At 62.7% G+C, this 15,792-nt stretch carries 14 protein-coding genes; 11 read left to right on the top strand and 3 right to left on the bottom strand.

Features of this window, described 5'->3' with window-relative positions:
- Nucleotides 1–89 precede the first annotated feature (89 nt).
- The 3 genes from Q0I65_RS05580 to panF all read left to right on the top strand — a co-directional run bounded on the left by Q0I65_RS05580 (nucleotide 90) and on the right by panF (nucleotide 2,817).
- Nucleotides 90–893 carry a methyltransferase gene (locus Q0I65_RS05580; RefSeq protein WP_296060943.1) on the top strand — a complete coding sequence of 268 codons (804 nt, stop codon included), beginning with the start codon at nucleotides 90–92 and terminating at the stop codon, nucleotides 891–893.
- Between the two features lie 126 nt (nucleotides 894–1,019).
- The gene (locus Q0I65_RS05585; protein ID WP_296060945.1) at nucleotides 1,020–1,334 is read left to right on the top strand and encodes a YhdT family protein; all 315 of its coding nucleotides are present in this window, start codon (nucleotides 1,020–1,022) and stop codon (nucleotides 1,332–1,334) included.
- Nucleotides 1,327–2,817 carry a sodium/pantothenate symporter gene (gene panF / locus Q0I65_RS05590; protein WP_296060946.1) on the top strand — a complete coding sequence of 497 codons (1,491 nt, stop codon included), beginning with the start codon at nucleotides 1,327–1,329 and terminating at the stop codon, nucleotides 2,815–2,817. Before Q0I65_RS05585 ends, panF begins: the two co-directional genes overlap by 8 nt.
- A 182-nt stretch (nucleotides 2,818–2,999) precedes the next feature.
- Here the strand turns inward: panF and Q0I65_RS05595 are convergent, their stop codons facing one another.
- Together Q0I65_RS05595 and Q0I65_RS05600 are read right to left on the bottom strand one after the other, a co-directional pair.
- Nucleotides 3,000–4,601, bottom strand: coding sequence for a cation:proton antiporter (locus Q0I65_RS05595; protein WP_296060949.1), 1,602 nt, complete (start codon nucleotides 4,599–4,601; stop codon nucleotides 3,000–3,002).
- A gap of 32 nt (nucleotides 4,602–4,633) precedes the next feature.
- Entirely contained in the window at nucleotides 4,634–5,611 is a 978-nt protein-coding gene (locus Q0I65_RS05600; RefSeq protein WP_296060951.1) for a patatin family protein, read from the bottom strand.
- A gap of 168 nt (nucleotides 5,612–5,779) precedes the next feature.
- Here Q0I65_RS05600 and trxA point away from each other — a divergent pair, with 168 nt between their 5' ends.
- The 8 genes from trxA (at nucleotide 5,780) to Q0I65_RS05640 (ending at nucleotide 14,975) form a co-directional block, all read left to right on the top strand.
- Complete coding sequence (gene trxA, locus Q0I65_RS05605) at nucleotides 5,780–6,088, top strand: thioredoxin (protein WP_296060954.1); 309 nt, start codon at nucleotides 5,780–5,782, stop codon at nucleotides 6,086–6,088.
- A 123-nt stretch (nucleotides 6,089–6,211) separates the two neighbouring features.
- A complete protein-coding gene (gene trxB / locus Q0I65_RS05610) occupies nucleotides 6,212–7,141 on the top strand; it encodes a thioredoxin-disulfide reductase (protein ID WP_296060958.1) in 930 nt (309 codons plus the stop codon).
- A gap of 174 nt (nucleotides 7,142–7,315) precedes the next feature.
- Nucleotides 7,316–8,605 (top strand): CAP domain-containing protein, encoded by a 1,290-nt coding sequence (locus Q0I65_RS05615; RefSeq protein ID WP_296060960.1) that lies wholly within the window; start codon nucleotides 7,316–7,318, stop codon nucleotides 8,603–8,605.
- 160 nt (nucleotides 8,606–8,765) lie between these two features.
- Nucleotides 8,766–9,839 carry a peptide chain release factor 1 gene (gene prfA, locus Q0I65_RS05620; protein ID WP_296060962.1) on the top strand — a complete coding sequence of 358 codons (1,074 nt, stop codon included), beginning with the start codon at nucleotides 8,766–8,768 and terminating at the stop codon, nucleotides 9,837–9,839.
- 306 nt (nucleotides 9,840–10,145) lie between these two features.
- Nucleotides 10,146–11,213 (top strand): HemK/PrmC family methyltransferase, encoded by a 1,068-nt coding sequence (locus tag Q0I65_RS05625; RefSeq protein ID WP_296060964.1) that lies wholly within the window; start codon nucleotides 10,146–10,148, stop codon nucleotides 11,211–11,213.
- Between the two features lie 87 nt (nucleotides 11,214–11,300).
- Nucleotides 11,301–12,140, top strand: a complete 840-nt coding sequence (locus tag Q0I65_RS05630) for a purine-nucleoside phosphorylase (protein WP_296060967.1) — start codon at nucleotides 11,301–11,303, stop codon at nucleotides 12,138–12,140.
- A gap of 121 nt (nucleotides 12,141–12,261) precedes the next feature.
- Nucleotides 12,262–13,959, top strand: a complete 1,698-nt coding sequence (locus Q0I65_RS05635) for an SLC13 family permease (protein ID WP_296060971.1) — start codon at nucleotides 12,262–12,264, stop codon at nucleotides 13,957–13,959.
- Between the two features lie 32 nt (nucleotides 13,960–13,991).
- A complete protein-coding gene (locus tag Q0I65_RS05640; protein ID WP_296060973.1) occupies nucleotides 13,992–14,975 on the top strand; it encodes a 2-hydroxyacid dehydrogenase in 984 nt (327 codons plus the stop codon).
- 93 nt (nucleotides 14,976–15,068) lie between these two features.
- Here the strand turns inward: Q0I65_RS05640 and Q0I65_RS05645 are convergent, their stop codons facing one another.
- Nucleotides 15,069–15,629 carry a gamma carbonic anhydrase family protein gene (locus tag Q0I65_RS05645; RefSeq protein ID WP_296060977.1) on the bottom strand — a complete coding sequence of 187 codons (561 nt, stop codon included), beginning with the start codon at nucleotides 15,627–15,629 and terminating at the stop codon, nucleotides 15,069–15,071.
- Between the last annotated feature and the right edge of the window lie 163 nt (nucleotides 15,630–15,792).

The following is a 15,792-nucleotide window of genomic DNA, read 5'->3' on the forward strand; positions in this document are numbered from 1 at the left end:
CCCGCCGTTTTTGTTGATTTCGGTTGGAGGATGGGAAGATGCGCACGGCGGCATGTCGTTTGCACAAGGGGTTTTCACTTGAGAAGCGGATGGAAGGCGCGAAGGCAGCGCTCGAGTTCGAGCCGTCCGCTCGCCGGGGGGCGTGGCGCCTTTGGGCACCTGAAGGGGACGTGCGCCCAGATGACGAGGCGTTTTCCCGCGTCGTGCTCGATTTGGGGTGCGGCAAGGGCGAGTACACGGTGGCGCGTGCCGAGGCCGATCCTGAGACGCTTTTCGTGGGCATCGACGTCGACCCCATCTGCGTGATGCGCTCGGCCGAGGCGGCATGCGAGGCGGGCGCGGGAAACGTCGTCTTCCTGCACGATGAGGACCCTGACGTTCTCGAGCTGTTCGACGAGGGGGAGCTAGCAAGTATCCTCATCAACTTCCCGACGCCGTTTCCCAAGAAGAAGCGCGCGCCCCGTCGTCTGACCTATCTCGATCGCCTGATGAAGTACCGCCGCGTGCTTGAGGAAGGCGGCACCGTGCGCATGCGCACCGACTCCACCCCGTTTCGCGATTTCTCCTTGACGCAGCTTGAGCTGGCAGGCTACAAGATCGAGTGGGAAACCGACGACGTGCGAGGGATGTTTCCTGATGAGCCGTGGAGCGGCTACGAGCGCAAGCTCGTGGCGAAAGGCGCGCCGGTCGTGGGCTTTTGCGCGGTGCCGGGGCCTGCCCCCGAGCATGTGGAGCAAACCGCGCCGCTCTCGCTTGTGAGCTATCTTCCCGAGGATTTGGAGAACCTCGACTACATCCCCTTCGGCATGCAGGGCTCGATCGACAACATCGTCGGCTACAACGCGAACCGTCGCAAGAAGGGGCTGCCCGACTGGCGCCCGCCTGTTGTCTAGCGGGGCTAGCGTCCTGCGCGATTGGCGCCCGCCCGTCGTTTAGCCAAGTTGGTAGAATTGCCCGTCCCGCCCGTGCGCGGCAGATGATAGCATGGGGAAACGACACCGGTTGGGAAGGGGCGTTTCGTGAGCAGTCCATCAATGCGGGGCTATTGCGACAAAATGCGGCAGGCGAACAAGGAGGCGCGGGCGACGGTTATCGCGCTGGCCTGCATTATCATCGTGTGGCTTGTCGGCGGCTTCGGGCTTGCCGGAACGGATATCGAGGTGTTCCACACGCCGCTTTGGATCATCGGCGGGTGTGTGGCGCCATGGATCGCCGCGATCGTCGCCGCGGTCGTGCTGAGCCGTCGCGTCTTCGTCGATTTCGACTTGGACGACGATTCGGTTAATGCCTCCACCTCCGATGGGGCATGCGAGGAGGGTGCGCGCCATGAGTAACCTCGTTGCACTCGTGCCCCTTGTCTTATTCCTTATCCTTGCGCTTGCGGTGAGCCTTGTTGTGCGCCGGCGCACGCATGTGGCCGGCGGCGGTTTCGTGAAGGAATACTTCATCGGCAATCGCGCCCTTGGCGGATTCGTACTCGCTATGACGACGATCGCAACCTACGGCTCGGTGAGCTCGTTTGTGGGCGGCCCCGGGCAGGCGTGGCTCGTTGGCTGGGGCTGGGTTTACATGGCAGTCGTTCAGGTCACAGCCCTCGTTCTGCTCTACGGCATCCTGGGGAAGAAAATGGCGCTCGTCTCGCGCAAGCTCGATGCCGTCACCGTGATCGACGTCATCCGCGCGCGCTATTCCTCTAACGCGCTCGCCAACGTGAGCGCGGTCGTGGTCGTGCTCTTCTTCGCGGCGACGATGGTCGCGCAGTTCGTGGGCGGCGCGAAGCTCTTCGAGGCCGTCACCGGGTACTCGTATCTGGTGGGGCTCGTGCTCTTCGGCGTCGCGGTCGTGCTGTTCACCACCATCGGCGGCTTCCGCGGGGTTGCGGTGACCGACGCGATATGCGGCGTCGCCATGCTCATCGGCATTTTCGTGCTCGCAGCGGGCATCCTCACCGCCGGCGGCGGCTACGAGAACATCATGGACACCATCCGTGCAAACCGCCCCGAGATGCTCGAGCCCTTCGGCGGCGGCTTCATGCCCGCGTCGCTGTACTTCACGCAGTGGCTGCTTGTGGGCATCTTCACGTTCGTCCTGCCCCAATCGGCGGTGCGCTGCATGGGCTTCAAGAACACCAATGCGCTCCACGGCGCGATGATCATGGGCACGGTCATCATCGGCCTCATGATGATCGGCGTGACCTCCCTCGGCGTGCTGTCCGCGGGCGTGCTCACGGGCGATCTCGCCAGCTATGGCGGCAGCGTCGACAATATCATCCCGCAGGCCATCGCGCAGACGCTTCCGCCCTGGCTTGCCGGTGTGGCCATCATAGGCCCGATCGCGGCGTCGATTTCCACGGTGTCGTCCCTGCTCATTGCTTCGTCTTCGGCCATTATCAAGGACGTCTACCTGCATCACTGCGAATCGACCGGCAAAAAGCCCACCGAGCGCACCATCGCGCGGTCAAGCCAAGCCGTCACGCTCTGCGTGGGTGCGATCGTGTTCGTGCTGGCCGTCGTCCCGCCCGACGTCATCTGGAAGATTAACATGTTCGCGTTCGGCGGCCTTGAGACCGCGTTTTTCTGGGTGCTTGTGTGCGGTCTGTTCTGGAAGCGCGCGGGGAAACGGGGCGCGCTGCTATCGATGATCGGCGGCACCGCCTCGTACTGCTTGTGCATGGCGCTTGGTTTCAAGGTGATGGGCTTGCACCAAATCGTGATCGGCATCACGGTCGCGGGCGTGCTCATGGTGTTAGGAAGCCTCCTCGGGCGGCGCGATGCGGCGGAGGAGAAGCGCATGCGCGAGGTGTTCTTCCCCGAGTAGAGGGTTGCGAAGGGAACTGGTTGTTGCATAAAGAAGCCGGGCCGCGTGGGTGCGACCCGGCTTCGTGCGTTGTGGCCAGCTGCGACTGAGATTCTCCCGCGGCGGCTTCGCGCGACTGGGCTTCTCGTACCTCGGCTGCTGCGTTTCCTGCCGTTTCGCCCGTCGGCTTGCCGCGGGCCTCGTTAGCGTTCCTTCTTTTCGCGGTTCATCATGCGGCCAATTTCGCTTTGTCGGCGCCGATGCTCGCGAACTGCCGCCTGAGCGAGCCTCTTGCGGCGTTCTTCGCGCTGTTGCGCCGCTTTCTCGACGATGTCGCCGCGCGGTCCTTCCTCGATGTACTGCTCGATTTCGTCTTTGTGCGCAGCGATGTCCTGGGCCGCAGAATCGAGCAGCGCATCAAGCGCGCGCTTGCGTTCGGTCTTGCGCTGTAGGGCGAAAGCTGCTTCTTGCCAGGGGATATCCTCGTCCTTCGATTCGCTTGCGTGCACGGCGAGGCGTGCGGCAGCTTCCTGGCGCACCATCATGCGCTCCATATCCAAGTGCTCGTGCAGAATCGTGCGGATGTCGCTCGGGTGCGCGGCGATTTCCTGCACCGCGGCAATCGGCTTCGCGTCGATCACGCGGTAGGTGAGCGATGCCAGAAACGGCATGAGGAACACGGTCACGGCACCTGCGGCGACGAGCGTGCCCGCGACGTCTTGGGTCATCGCGCCCGCCTTCGCGGCAACCGACGTCACCGCGACGATGAGCGGCAGCGCCGTCGTGCAGTAGAGCGCCACGGTGATGCGGTTGTGCATGGATAGCTTGTCCTCGCCCTTGCCGAGCGAGAGCGCCACGACGATAGGCACGGCCCGCACCAAGAGCAGCGCGCAGATGAACAAGACGAGCAGAAGCGGGTTCTCGCCCACGCCGGCGAGGTCGATCTTCGCGCCGGAAACGACGAAGAACACGGGGATGAGGAACCCGTAGCCGATTGCGTCGAGCTTCGACTCGAGCTCGTTGTCTCCTTCGGGGATGACATAGCGCAGGATGAATCCCGCGGCGAACGCGCCGAGTACGATATCGAGCTGAAACACGGCCGATACGGTGACGAGCCCGATCAAAAGCACTACCGTCACGCGCACGAACGCCTGCGAGGTGGTGTTGCGCTTGCTCGCGAGGAATCGATAGATGCGATGTCCGCCGCGGCGCGCTTTGGCGGGCACGATCGCCATGATCACGCAAACGAGTATGAACACGGCGAGGATGAGCAGTGTCTTCCACTCGCTGCGTGACGAGAGCAGGAGCGCCATGGCGAGCACGGGGCACAGCTCGCCCCAGGTGCCAAACGACAGGATGCCCTCGCCGACGGGGGTCCCCTCGAGGTCTCGCTCCTTGATGATCGGCATGAGCGTGCCGAGCGCCGTCGTGGTGAGCGCGATGGCCACAGCGAGCCCGTCGATGTGGCTTACGGAGAGGCTCGGCGACAAAAGCACGAGAACAAGCGCGATCGCCATGCTGATAAACCAGGTGGCAAGCCCCTTCTTCCCCTGCTTTCCCGAAAGGCTCTTCGGGTCGATCTCATAGCCTGCAAGGAGGAATAGGAATGCGAGGCCGAGCTCGGAGAGCATGTCGATCGAGTCGGTCAGCTCGATGATTCCCGCCATGTAGGGCCCTAAGAGCGCGCCCGCCAACAGCAGGATGACGGTTTCGGGGACGAGCCCGCGCGGGACGAGCTTGGCGATGATGGGGGCTGCCGCGGCGACGAGTGCGGCGGTGAACAGCGATATGAAGTCGGTGGGCATGGGGTCTTCTCTGCTGACGGTTCGGCGGTCTGTTAGTCTGCGAGGTACTCCTGCAGTTTCGGCCACAGCCGGGCCGCTTCGGCAAGCCCCTGCTCGTACAACGCGAGTAGCTTCTCGGTGTCGTGTTCCATGGAGGATACGGTGACAGGCTCGGGCGGGCGAATCACGAAGATGCGCCCCGCTGCTTGTTCGCGCTCGATCCAGCGGTAAAGGCGGTTGTACTCGTAGTGGCGATACTGCAGGCGATCAATATAGTACGGGTAGTCGGCGTAGCGCTGACGCATGAGCGCCATGAGCTTGTTCGGCTTCTTCTCGTAGCCGGCGGCTTGGGTGAGCACGACGATGTGCTTTTTCGCGTCGGTGAGCATCGAGTGGAGAAGCGGCACGCTGTCGGAGGTGCCGCCGTCGAGAAGCAGCTTGCCGTCTGCCTCGACGATTTGGCTTACGAGCGGCATCGATGACGACGCGATGAGATAGGGCAGGTCATCGTGGTAGTCGCGCACCTCGTGGTAGTCGGCCTCGCCGGTTTCGAGGTTGGTCGACACGGCTTCGAATCGGATGGGCGAGCGGCGAAACGCCTCGTAGTCGAACGGGTCGAGCACGTCGGGGATCTCGTGGAAGGCGAACTCGCGGCCGTAGGCGTTTCCCGTGCGGACGAAGCTCTGCATCGACAGGTAGCGGTTGTCGGCGGCGTACTTCACGTTGATCAGGCTTGACCTGCCGGGCGCACCCGCCACGTAGTTCCCGCCACAAAGCGCGCCCGCCGACACGCCGACGACGTATTCGCAGAAAAGCTTCTGGTCCATGAAGAAATCGAGCACGCCCGCGGTGAACTGCCCGCGCATCGCCCCGCCTTCGAGCACGAGGTTCGCGTGGGCAAGCGGTACACCCTCCCACGCGGGCGCCTTGTGCGCATGGACGGGCTCGCTGCCGCCTTCGCCCGGTTCTCTGTTCTCATCTGCGGTGCTGGTCGCGCAATTTGAAAGCTGGTCTTCCGTAGGCTCGCTCATAGGGCACCCTTTCTCTTATCGGGTGCCATTATAGTTCAGTTTCATGCCGTTCCAGTAACGCCTCGTTTACGTTTCGCGGGTAAGCGATACAATACGTTAGTGCAAGCGTCGGGCGTAACGCTCGACGCGGAACCTGGTTTCAAATCACTTGTTCAGGAGGAAGGGAACATGAGCGAAATGGTAACTTCTTCGGATTTCGATGAGAAGGTTCTGAAATCCGACGTCCCCGTTCTTGTGGATTTCTTCGCGACATGGTGCGGCCCGTGCCGCATGCTCGGCCCCGTGATCGAGGAAGTAGCCGCTGAGAAGACCGGCGAGGCCAAGGTGTACAAGCTCGACATCGATCAAAGCCCCGACATCGCGCAGCGCTACGGCGTGATGAGCGTGCCGACGCTGATCCTGTTCGAGGGTGGCGCGCCGAAGCGCCAGATGGTGGGCGTGCAGCCGAAGCAGAACGTGCTCGCGCTGTTCGCGTAAACTGTATTATCCGAGCGCAATGGGAAGGCGCTGTGGGGCGACGTTCGCCTTGCAGCGCCTTTTTGCGTTTCGAGGGTATACTCTGTGAGAACGGGATGCAATCGGGTGAAAGGCGGAAATGCCATGAACGAAAACGACGTGCTCGACGTGGCGGTGATCGGCGCGGGGCCCGCTGGGCTCACGGCAGGGCTCTATGCGGCGCGCGCGGGGCTTTCAGTCGCCATTTACGAGAGGATTTCCCCTGGTGGACAGCTTGCTCAAACCGAGCGGGTGGAAAACTACCCGGGCTTTGCTGAAGGAGCAGACGGCTTCGAGCTCGCTTGGGCGATGAAGGAGCAGGCCGAGCACTTTGGCGCGACCATCGTGAGCGAGGAAGTGACGGCGGTCGACTTCTCGGGCGAGGTGAAGACGCTCACGACGCCTTTCGGCCAACATAAGGCGAGAAGTGTCATCGTGGCGACGGGCGCGCGGCCGCGCAAGATGGGCCTTGCGGGGGAAGATGAGCTCGCTGGACGCGGTGTGTCGTATTGCGCGACCTGCGATGGCAACTTCTTCCGCGGAAAAAGCGTGTGCGTGCTCGGCGGCGGGAACACTGCCGCGGCGGACGCGAAGTACCTCGCGCGCATCTGCGAGCGCGTCTACCTCATCCATCGCCGCGACACGCTTCGCGCCTCGGCGGTCGACCGCGAGCGCCTCTCCTCGCTTCCCAACGTCGAGTTCGTGTGGAACTCGCGCATTGCCGATCTGCGCTCGGAAGAGGGGCGTCTTTCCGCCGTGAAGGTCGAGGATGTGGCAACCGGAGCGCGGAGGATGCTTCCTGCCGAAGGGCTGTTCGTCGCAATCGGGACGATTCCCAACACCGATTTTCTCGAGGGCGCGCTTTCTGTTGACGAGGGCGGCTACATTGTGGCCGATGAGTCGGGCACTACGAGTGTGCCCGGCGTGTTCGTGGCGGGCGATGTGCGCGCGAAGGGCTTGCGCCAGGTGGTGACGGCCGTCTCCGACGGGGCGATAGCCGCCGAGAGCGCCGCCGCATACGTCGCCTCGCGGTAGCGGGTGAGCGGGAGTGCGGGTGAGGCTCGCTGGCGAGCGAGCCATGCGCTCGGCGAGGCCGTTTGCAAAAGCGAAGGTAAAATCACGTTTGACGCGAGCGAGGCACTGTTTTAGTAGGGCCCATATTGGGGTATAGTGTCGGAGGCGTATAAGCTTGCGATAACGAGGAGAGAGATGATAAGTTCGCTTCGAAAGGGCATCGTCGCATTTGCGATGTTCGCACTACTCAGTACGATTCCTGCCGTGGCCTGGGCTGATGGCACTATCAACGCGGAACCCGTCGCGAATGGGGCGCTTCAGGCGGGCCAGGTTGCCACCTGGGACTGCTCCGATGGGGGCATCGCTCCCGAGAGCGTTTACGGCCGCGTGGACAAGCCGACGGTCACCTTCGTCACGCAGGGCACGTTCTATCAGGACACTGCCCGCAACATGCTCGATTATATCAACGAGGCCCGCAGCGCAGTGGGCGCGGCCCCTCTGACGTGGAGCTATGAGCTCGAGGTCTGTGCGATGCAGCGCGCCGCCGAGATTTCGATCAGTGGAATTTACGGCCCCTTCTTCAGCCATACGCGTCCGAGTGGCGAGGATTGCTTCACCGTGGTCGAAGATGTCATGCTGAGCAACCCCTACTCTGCGCTCGGCGAGAACATCCTTGGGACAACGTACGACGTAGCGGAAGCTAACGATTGGTGGACAAACTCCCCAGGTCACTATGCGAACATGATCAACGAGGAATTCAACACGGTCGGCGTTGCGTGCTTCGATGGCTATTGGGTCGAGGTCTTCGGCTATCAACCGTTCGAGACCACCGAGCAAGCTGCCGTAAACGGAACCTACAATGTTAATCTCGAAATGGGCCAGTGCAACCTGGGCCTGTTCTTCCCCGATTTCGAGGCGGGCGAGTGGTATGCCGATACCATGGTGTACATGCTCAACAATGGTCTCATCACGGGCTACAACGACGGCACTCACCGACTGGGCGTCTACGACTCGATCAAGCGCGGCGACGTTGCGATGATCTTGTGGCGTATGGCGGGCAAGCCGGACGTTTCGGTGGAGCAGTTCTATGACGTGCCCAGCGACTCGTACTATTCGGATGCAATCAACTGGGCCCGTGCGGCGGGAATCATCGGCGGCTACACGGACCCCGTTGACGGCACTCCGCTTAACTTGTTCGGACCCGAAGACTACGTCACGCGCGAGCAGTTCGCGGTGATGATCGCTAAGTACGCAAACATTCTCTACGGGGTCAATTTGTCGAGCGACGGCTCGAAGCTTGCTTCCATGCCCGACGCTTCGTCGGTGAGCCCCTGGGCGCGCGCCAGCTTGGCCTGGGCTCTCGACGCGGGCGTCATGGATGGCAAGAATGTCGACGGCACGCGTTACCTTGACCCGCAAGGTTCGGCCTGGCGCTCCGCCGTTGGCAAGATGACTGCAACGCTTGAGCGTGACGTGTTGCAGTAAAACGAAGCTTCCAACCTGCAAAGTTTCGCTTTCGCCGACGATTTCGCCTCCATGAGCGTATTTCCTGCGAAGGTCTCAGGGCGTCTCTCACGCGAGGGGCGCCCTTTTGGTATCATTGTTCAGCTACGGATAACGCAATTCGCATAAAGGAACGCACGCAATGCAAGATAACGACATGCGCGAGAAGCTTGAGAAGATCATTTCCGCCTACGAGGAGCTCCAGGCGAAGATGAGCGACCCTTCGGTTCTCGCCGATCAAAAAGCATACAACCACCTCGCCAAGGAATACGCGAACCAGGGCCCGCTCGCCGCGAAGGCACGCGAGTACCTCGCATGCTGCAGCGACATCGACGACGCCAAGGAGATGCTCGCCGATCCCGACATGAAGGAGTTCGCGCAGGAGACCATCGCCGAGGCTGAATCGAAGATGCCCGCCCTCGAAGAGGACATCAAGTTCATGCTCATTCCCTCGGACCCTGCTGACGAGAAGGACATCATCGTGGAGATTCGCGCTGCTGCCGGCGGCGACGAGGCGGCAATCTTCGCAGGCGACCTCTTCAAGATGTACGAGCGCTTCTGCTCTTCTCAGAAGTGGAAGATCGAGCTCATGGACGTTTCCCCGTCCGAGGCTGGCGGGTACAAGGAAATCCAGTTCAAGGTGAAGGGCGACAAGGTGTACTCGGTCATGAAGTACGAGTCCGGCGTGCACCGCGTGCAGCGCGTGCCCAAGACGGAAAGCCAGGGCCGCATCCATACGTCCACGGCGACCGTTGCCGTGCTTCCCGAGGCCGACGAGGTTGAGGTCGACATCAACGAGAACGACCTGCGCATCGACGTGTTCCGCGCTGGCGGCCCCGGTGGACAGTGCGTTAACACGACCGACTCCGCCGTGCGCATCACGCACCTGCCGACCGGTCTTGTCGTGCAGTCTCAGGACCAGAAGTCGCAGCTGCAGAACAAGATTGCGGCTATGGCCGTTCTTCGCGCGCGCCTCTACGAGAAGATGCTCGCTGAGCAGCAGGCCGCCGAAGGCGCTGAGCGCCTCGCGCAGATTGGCTCGGGCGACCGCTCTGAGAAGATTCGCACCTACAACCTTCCTCAGGACCGTGTGACCGATCATCGCATCGGTTTCAATTCCACGTACAGCTCGGTTCTCGAAGGCGACGGGCTTGGCGATGTCATCACCGCGCTTCAGGCGGCCGACCGCGCCCGCAAGCTCGCCGAAGCTGTTTAGTTTCGCTGTCCTGACGTGCGACAAGAAATGTGACGCCGTGAAGGGCCTCTGCCTTGCGCTTGCACGATGATGCGGGCTCGCGTACCGAGAGAGTGCGCGTTGCCCCTCTGCATCTTGCGAGTCTAAGGGAGGGGCCTTTCTTGTTGGTTTTACCGCAAGCTGGTGCGATGTGAGAAGGGGTTGTTTTCCGATGACGGATGACGTATGGACTATTGAAAAGCCCAGTGGGCTTTCCAACCCCGAGCACGGCGAAGCCGAGCGCAGGGGCATCAATCATCGTGTGCCTTTGGAAGGGGTTGTTTCCCGATGACGGAAGAAGTGTGGACAATCAAAGCTGCGCTCGAGTGGACGCAGGGGTATCTTGCGCGCAAGGGCGACGAGAACCCGCGTCTTTCGGCGGAATGGCTTCTTGCCGAGGCCACGGGGCTGCGTCGCGTGGAGCTTTACGTCAATTTCGAGAGGCCCCTCTCGATGGAGGAGCGCAACATCCTTCGCGGTTACGTGTCGCGCCGCGGGGCTGGTGAGCCGCTGCAATACATCACCGGCGAGGTTGCGTTCCGCCATATTGCGGTGAAGGTGCGCCCAGGCGTGCTCATCCCGCGCCCCGAGACCGAGGTGCTTGTGAGCGAGGCACTCTCGCTTTTGCCTCCCGCAGGCCGCCGCGTGGCACGCGACTCGCAAATCGGTGCCTGGGAGGGCGATCTTCTGCGCGCAGCGGAGGCAGCCGTCGGGGAAGCAGGCGACGGTTCGAATGCGTTTTCCCAGGTAGTTGATGCGCTTGGAGAAGCGGAGGGCTTCACCTCGGACGGCGCGGGCGCCTCGGGCGCCTCGGGCGATTCCGCTGCCGAAACGCTATTCGTGGCCGATTTGTGCACGGGGAGCGGTTGCATCGCGTGCTCGATCGCCTACGAGCGTCCCGACGCGCGCGTCATCGCCACCGACATCTCTCCTGACGCCGTTGCGCTTGCGGGCGAGAACGCGGATGCGCTCGGGCTTGCCGACCGCGTGCGCGTCGTCGAATGCGACCTTGCGGCGGGCGTTCCCGAGGCGGCGATTGGCAAGCTTCACCTGGTTGTTTCCAATCCGCCTTACGTTCCCACCGCCGTCATGGCGGAAATCCCCCAGGAGGTCGCGGCCTTCGAGCCCGCGCTTGCCCTCGAAGGGGGCGCCGACGGGCTCGATGTGTTCCGCCGCGAGATCGAATGGTGCCGGCAGGCGCTGCGTCCCGGTGGCGGCTGCGCGTTCGAGCTGCACGAGACCTGCCTTGACGAGGCGGCGTCTTTGGCGCGCGCGGCGGGCTTCGTCGATGTGCGCATCGTCGCCGATCTCGCAGGTCGGTCGCGCGTTCTCACGGCGCGAAAGCCGGGGTGCTAGCACCTCGCGCAACGCGAGCTTCGGCGGTCGCTCTCTTTGCGGTAGAATAGCGCTATTCGACTATGTCTACTATCGTGAGGAGCGTACATGTCTGCTGATAACGTGCTCAAGGCAAATCTCGAAGAAGCTGCCGCCGTTCTGAGGGAGCGCCTCGGCGATCGCGAACCTGCGGTCGGTATCGTGCTCGGTTCGGGGCTCGGCCCCCTGGCTGAGCAGATCGAGGACGCCGTCGTCGTCCCGTTCGGCGAGATTCCCCATATGAAGCGTAGCACGGCGACGGGGCACAAGGGCCGCTTCGTCTGCGGTGTGCTCGGCGGGAAAACGGTGCTCGCCATGCAGGGCCGCCTTCACGGATACGAGGGGAATTCGCCGCAGGAGGTCGCGTTCCCCATTTGGCTCATGCATCTTTTGGGTGTGCGCGCGCTCATCACGACGAACGCAGCGGGTGCTATCAACGAGACCTATGCCCCTGGCGAGTTCTGCATCATGAGCGACCACATCAACTTCACCGGGCGAAACCCGATCGTCGGCACCGAGCCCGACGGCATTGCGTTCCGCTTCTTCTCGATGACCGACGCCTACGACCCCGATCTTCGCGCTGTTGCCCGCAAGGTCGCCCTCGAGCGCGATGTGAAGGTGCAGGAAGGCGTCTACCTGGGGCTTTTGGGTCCGAGCTTCGAGACTCCCGCAGAGATTCGCGCATTCCGCGCATGGGGCGCCGACACGGTTGCGATGAGCGTGTGCGAGGAGGTCATCGCAGCTCGTCATGTGGGCATGCGCGTGCTCGGCATCTCGCTCGTGTCGAACATGGCAGCGGGCGTGGAGGGATCTTCCCCGAGCGATACCGAGGTTTTCGAGGTTGCCAAAGAGGCTGAGCCGAAGTTCTGCCGGCTCATTGAGGGCATCGTCGAGGAGGCTATGCTCTAAGTCGCCTTCCAAGGTGTGTTCTGAATTTAGATAATCAAGCGGCGGCGCGAGGAGAATCGCGTCGCCGCTTTCGTTTGGGAGTATGATTGACCGCGTCAATTGCGAGGGAAAGCGTGTGCTGGTGAAAGAGGAAGCGAAGCGAAAGATCAAGCTGGGATGTGCTGCGGCGGGTGCGCTTGCTGCGGCAGTCCTTATCGCGACCTGCCCGATTCCGGGACTGTCCTATCAGGCGACGGCGGTGCTCGGCATCCTTATCATGGCTATCGTGTGGTGGATTACCGGCGTTCTGCCCGAGTTTGTCACTGCAGTGGTGATGGCGGTGCTCTTCGTTGTGGTCGCCGGCATCTCCGTCGGCGCGACGTTCTCGACGTTCGCGTCGTCCACGTGGTGGTTGCTGCTTTCGGCCTTTACGCTCGGGGTCGGCATGAAGACGAGCGGCCTTATGAAGCGCATCGCGCTTGCGATCGTGAGCAAGTTCCCGCGCACCTTTCGATGCCAGGTCGCAGCCCAACTCGTCACGGGAACCGTTCTCGGCCCCTTGATTCCGAGCCTCGCCGTCAAAGGCGCTATGCTTGCCCCGCTTGCCATGAACATCGGGGACGAGCTAGGCTACGAGCGCCAAGGGAAGCGCGCAACCGGGTTGTTTGCGGCGATGCTCGTGGGTATCCGCACGGTCGCGCCGACTATCGTTTCCGCCTCCATCACTGGTTACGCCCTTATGGCAACGCTGCCCGTCGATGTGCAGGAGCAGTTCAACATGGCGTCGTGGTTTGTGGCGGCGCTTCCGTGGCTTGTCGTGGTGCTGGTGCTGAACTACTTCTTGATCATGGGGATATACGGGCGAGGGGAGAAGGCTGGTTCTGGCTCCGAGACCGTCGGCGCACCCGGCAACGCCCAGTCGCTCAAACAGTCCTCGCTTTGCTGCGGAACTCGCTTTGTGGGCGCCGCCGGATGCGCCGACTCCAAGGGGGGATGCGCGTCGAGCGACAGTTATTGCGGCCAAGCGAATTCTGCGCTGGTTGAATCATCCAGCTCGGAAGAAAACAGCCAAGCAGCGCGAGGGCTCGGTGGCCTTCACCAAGCGAGTTCCGCAGCGCAGCGAGGACTGTCTGAGCGACTGAAGGCTGGCGAGCCCTCGCGCGGAGGGACGGACTTGAGCGACAACCAGGGAGTTTCCGATGAGTTAGGCCCGCTTTCGGTGGTGGAGAAGCGCATGCTCGCCATCATCTTGGTGACGGTCGTCTTGTGGGCAACCGAGCCGTTCCACCATGTGTCTGCCATGGCGGTCGGCCTGGCCGCACTCGTCGCCATGTTCGTGCTGAAAGTGATTGACGTGCCTGCATTCAAGTCGGGCGTGAACTGGACGTCGCTCCTCTTCATCGGCATCGCGCTTGGGTTGGGGTCGGTGTTCGCCGAGGCGGGGCTCAACGATTGGGTCATGCAGACGTGCGGCCCGGCCTTCCAGGCGCTTGCGGGCAATCCGTACCTGCTCGTGCTCGGCATCGGCGTGATCACGGTGGTTCTTCGGTTCCTCATCGTTTCCGAGGTGGCGTATCTCAATCTGCTTATGGCGTTCCTCGTGCCGATGGCCGCGAGTGTCGGCGTGAACCCGTGGGTGCTCGGTTTCTCGGCGTATGCCCTCGTCATCGCGTGGTTCGCGAAATATCAAAGCCCGATATACCTCGCCGCGTTCTATGCGGTCGATGGTAAGATGGCGAAGCATTCAGAACTTGCCAAGTACTGCGGCGTCTATCTCGCGACCTGCCTTATGGGGCTCGCGGTCTCCGTGCCGTATTGGCAGTGGATGGGCTTGTTGTAGCGGCTTGCCGCAAGAGTCGAAAGGGGACTTACATGTTGGTTCTGACCGTTGGGAGCGAGGCTCGCACGCGCAAGTATCTGCCTGACCTGCCGATTACGCGCGAGGTGGAACTTGTGTGCGCCGAGCGGGGCGCCGCGAACGATGACCTGCTCGCCCTCGCGCCCGATGCCTCCGTCATCGTCGCCGATGCCATAAGCCCGGTGGACGCGCAGCTTATCGCGGCCATGCCGAATCTCAAGCTCATCCATTCCGAGGGCGTGGCGTTCAACGCGATCGATGTGGACGCGGCGCGCGCTCGGGGCATTGCCGCGTGCAATTGCGCGGGCGTGAACGCGGGCACGGTGGCGGAGCAGGCCGTTATGCTTATGCTCATGTGCCTGCGTCGTGCGCTCGAAGGCGACGAGGCGGTTCGCACGGGGCGTCAGATCGAGCTCAAAGAGCGCATGATGGTGGAAGGCTTCCGCGAGCTGGGCGATTGCACGGTCGGTTTCGTGGGCTTCGGCGCGATCGGCCAGGCGACTGCCCGCTACCTTCGTCCCTGGGGCTGCAAGATGCTCTACAACAAGCGACATCCGCTCGACGAGGGTCTCGAGAACGAGCTGGGTGTTCGCTTCGCAAGCCTTGACGACCTGCTTGCCACCTGCGACATCGTGAGTCTGCACGTTCCTGTGACCGATGAGACGCGTGGCATGGTCGACGGGGAGTTCCTCTCGAAGATGCGCCCCGATGGCGTGCTTGTGAACACGGCGCGCGGCGACATCGTGAACCAGGAGGCGCTCGCCTCGGCGCTCGAGGGGGGAAGCATCGCTGCTGCGGGGCTCGATACGCTCACACCCGAGCCTGTGACGCTCGACAACCCCCTCGTGAACCTTTTGCCCGAAGCGGCAGCGCGCGTCGTCTTCTCGCCCCATGTGGGCGGCGTCGCGGAAGGCATGTTCTATCGGGCGCACCGAACGATTTGGGAGAACATCGCCCGTCTCGCAGCGGGGGAGGAGCTCGTCAATCGCGTGTGCTAGCGGCGAGTGCGTTTCCCTGCTCGTTTCTATTGGGAAGCTTCGACGCGCGGGTGAGAGAGAGGCGCCAGCGCCGCTGTCACCGCCCGCTCGTTTCTATCGGGAAGCTGCGGCGCGTGGGGGCAGGGGGCTGTACGCGCTTCCGGTCAAAAGCAGCCCTTGGCGCTCCATGTCGGCGCCGATTTCGCAGTATTCCCTCCATGCACTTTCAAGCTCGGCGAGTTCCTTCTCGGTGAGGGGGCGCACAGCGCGCGCGGGCGAGCCTATCACCAGCGATCCGTCGGGGATATCGGCCGTGCCGGTCACGAGCGCGCCCGCGCCCACGAGGCACTGCGAGCCGATTTTGGCGCGATCGATCACGGTAGCCCCCATGCCGATCAGCGTGCCCGCGCCGATGTCGCAGCCGTGGATGATCGCCCCATGCCCGATGGTCACTCTGTCGCCGATGCGCGTGACCTCGTCGTGGTTCACGTGGATGCAACAATTTTCTTGAACGTTGGTCCGCTTCCCAATCTCGATGCGGCCGCCGAAATCGCCGCGGATGGTTGCTCCCTGCAAAACGGTGCACTCGGCGCCGACCGCAACGTCGCCGATCACCGTGGCAGAGGGCGCAATGTGCGCAGTAGGGTCGATCGTAAGGTTTTCCAGATAATCCATGGTTGCTCCTGTTCCAATTTCGCTCTTATGGTGGCACGAGGGACTGGTCCCCGCAACTATCAAACGGCCGATTGCGCGCGAAAACGAGAAAGCGCGGCTTGAAAAGGTTGCTTAGCGAAGGGGCGTTCGGGGGTATCATAGGGTCATAGATTGCGGGGCGCAC

This window comes from uncultured Ellagibacter sp. (assembly GCF_934643285.1).
Taxonomy (GTDB): domain Bacteria; phylum Actinomycetota; class Coriobacteriia; order Coriobacteriales; family Eggerthellaceae; genus Ellagibacter.

Coding starts and splice junctions, on each gene's coding strand:
- Q0I65_RS05580 (WP_296060943.1), top strand. CDS start 90: ATGGAAGGCGCGAAGGCAGCGCTCGAGTTCGAGCCGTCCGCTCGCCGG.
- panF (WP_296060946.1), top strand. CDS start 1,327: ATGAGTAACCTCGTTGCACTCGTGCCCCTTGTCTTATTCCTTATCCTT.
- Q0I65_RS05595 (WP_296060949.1), bottom strand. CDS start 4,601: ATGCCCACCGACTTCATATCGCTGTTCACCGCCGCACTCGTCGCCGCG.
- Q0I65_RS05600 (WP_296060951.1), bottom strand. CDS start 5,611: ATGAGCGAGCCTACGGAAGACCAGCTTTCAAATTGCGCGACCAGCACC.
- trxA (WP_296060954.1), top strand. CDS start 5,780: ATGAGCGAAATGGTAACTTCTTCGGATTTCGATGAGAAGGTTCTGAAA.
- trxB (WP_296060958.1), top strand. CDS start 6,212: ATGAACGAAAACGACGTGCTCGACGTGGCGGTGATCGGCGCGGGGCCC.
- Q0I65_RS05615 (WP_296060960.1), top strand. CDS start 7,316: ATGATAAGTTCGCTTCGAAAGGGCATCGTCGCATTTGCGATGTTCGCA.
- prfA (WP_296060962.1), top strand. CDS start 8,766: ATGCAAGATAACGACATGCGCGAGAAGCTTGAGAAGATCATTTCCGCC.
- Q0I65_RS05625 (WP_296060964.1), top strand. CDS start 10,146: ATGACGGAAGAAGTGTGGACAATCAAAGCTGCGCTCGAGTGGACGCAG.
- Q0I65_RS05630 (WP_296060967.1), top strand. CDS start 11,301: ATGTCTGCTGATAACGTGCTCAAGGCAAATCTCGAAGAAGCTGCCGCC.
- Q0I65_RS05640 (WP_296060973.1), top strand. CDS start 13,992: ATGTTGGTTCTGACCGTTGGGAGCGAGGCTCGCACGCGCAAGTATCTG.
- Q0I65_RS05645 (WP_296060977.1), bottom strand. CDS start 15,629: ATGGATTATCTGGAAAACCTTACGATCGACCCTACTGCGCACATTGCG.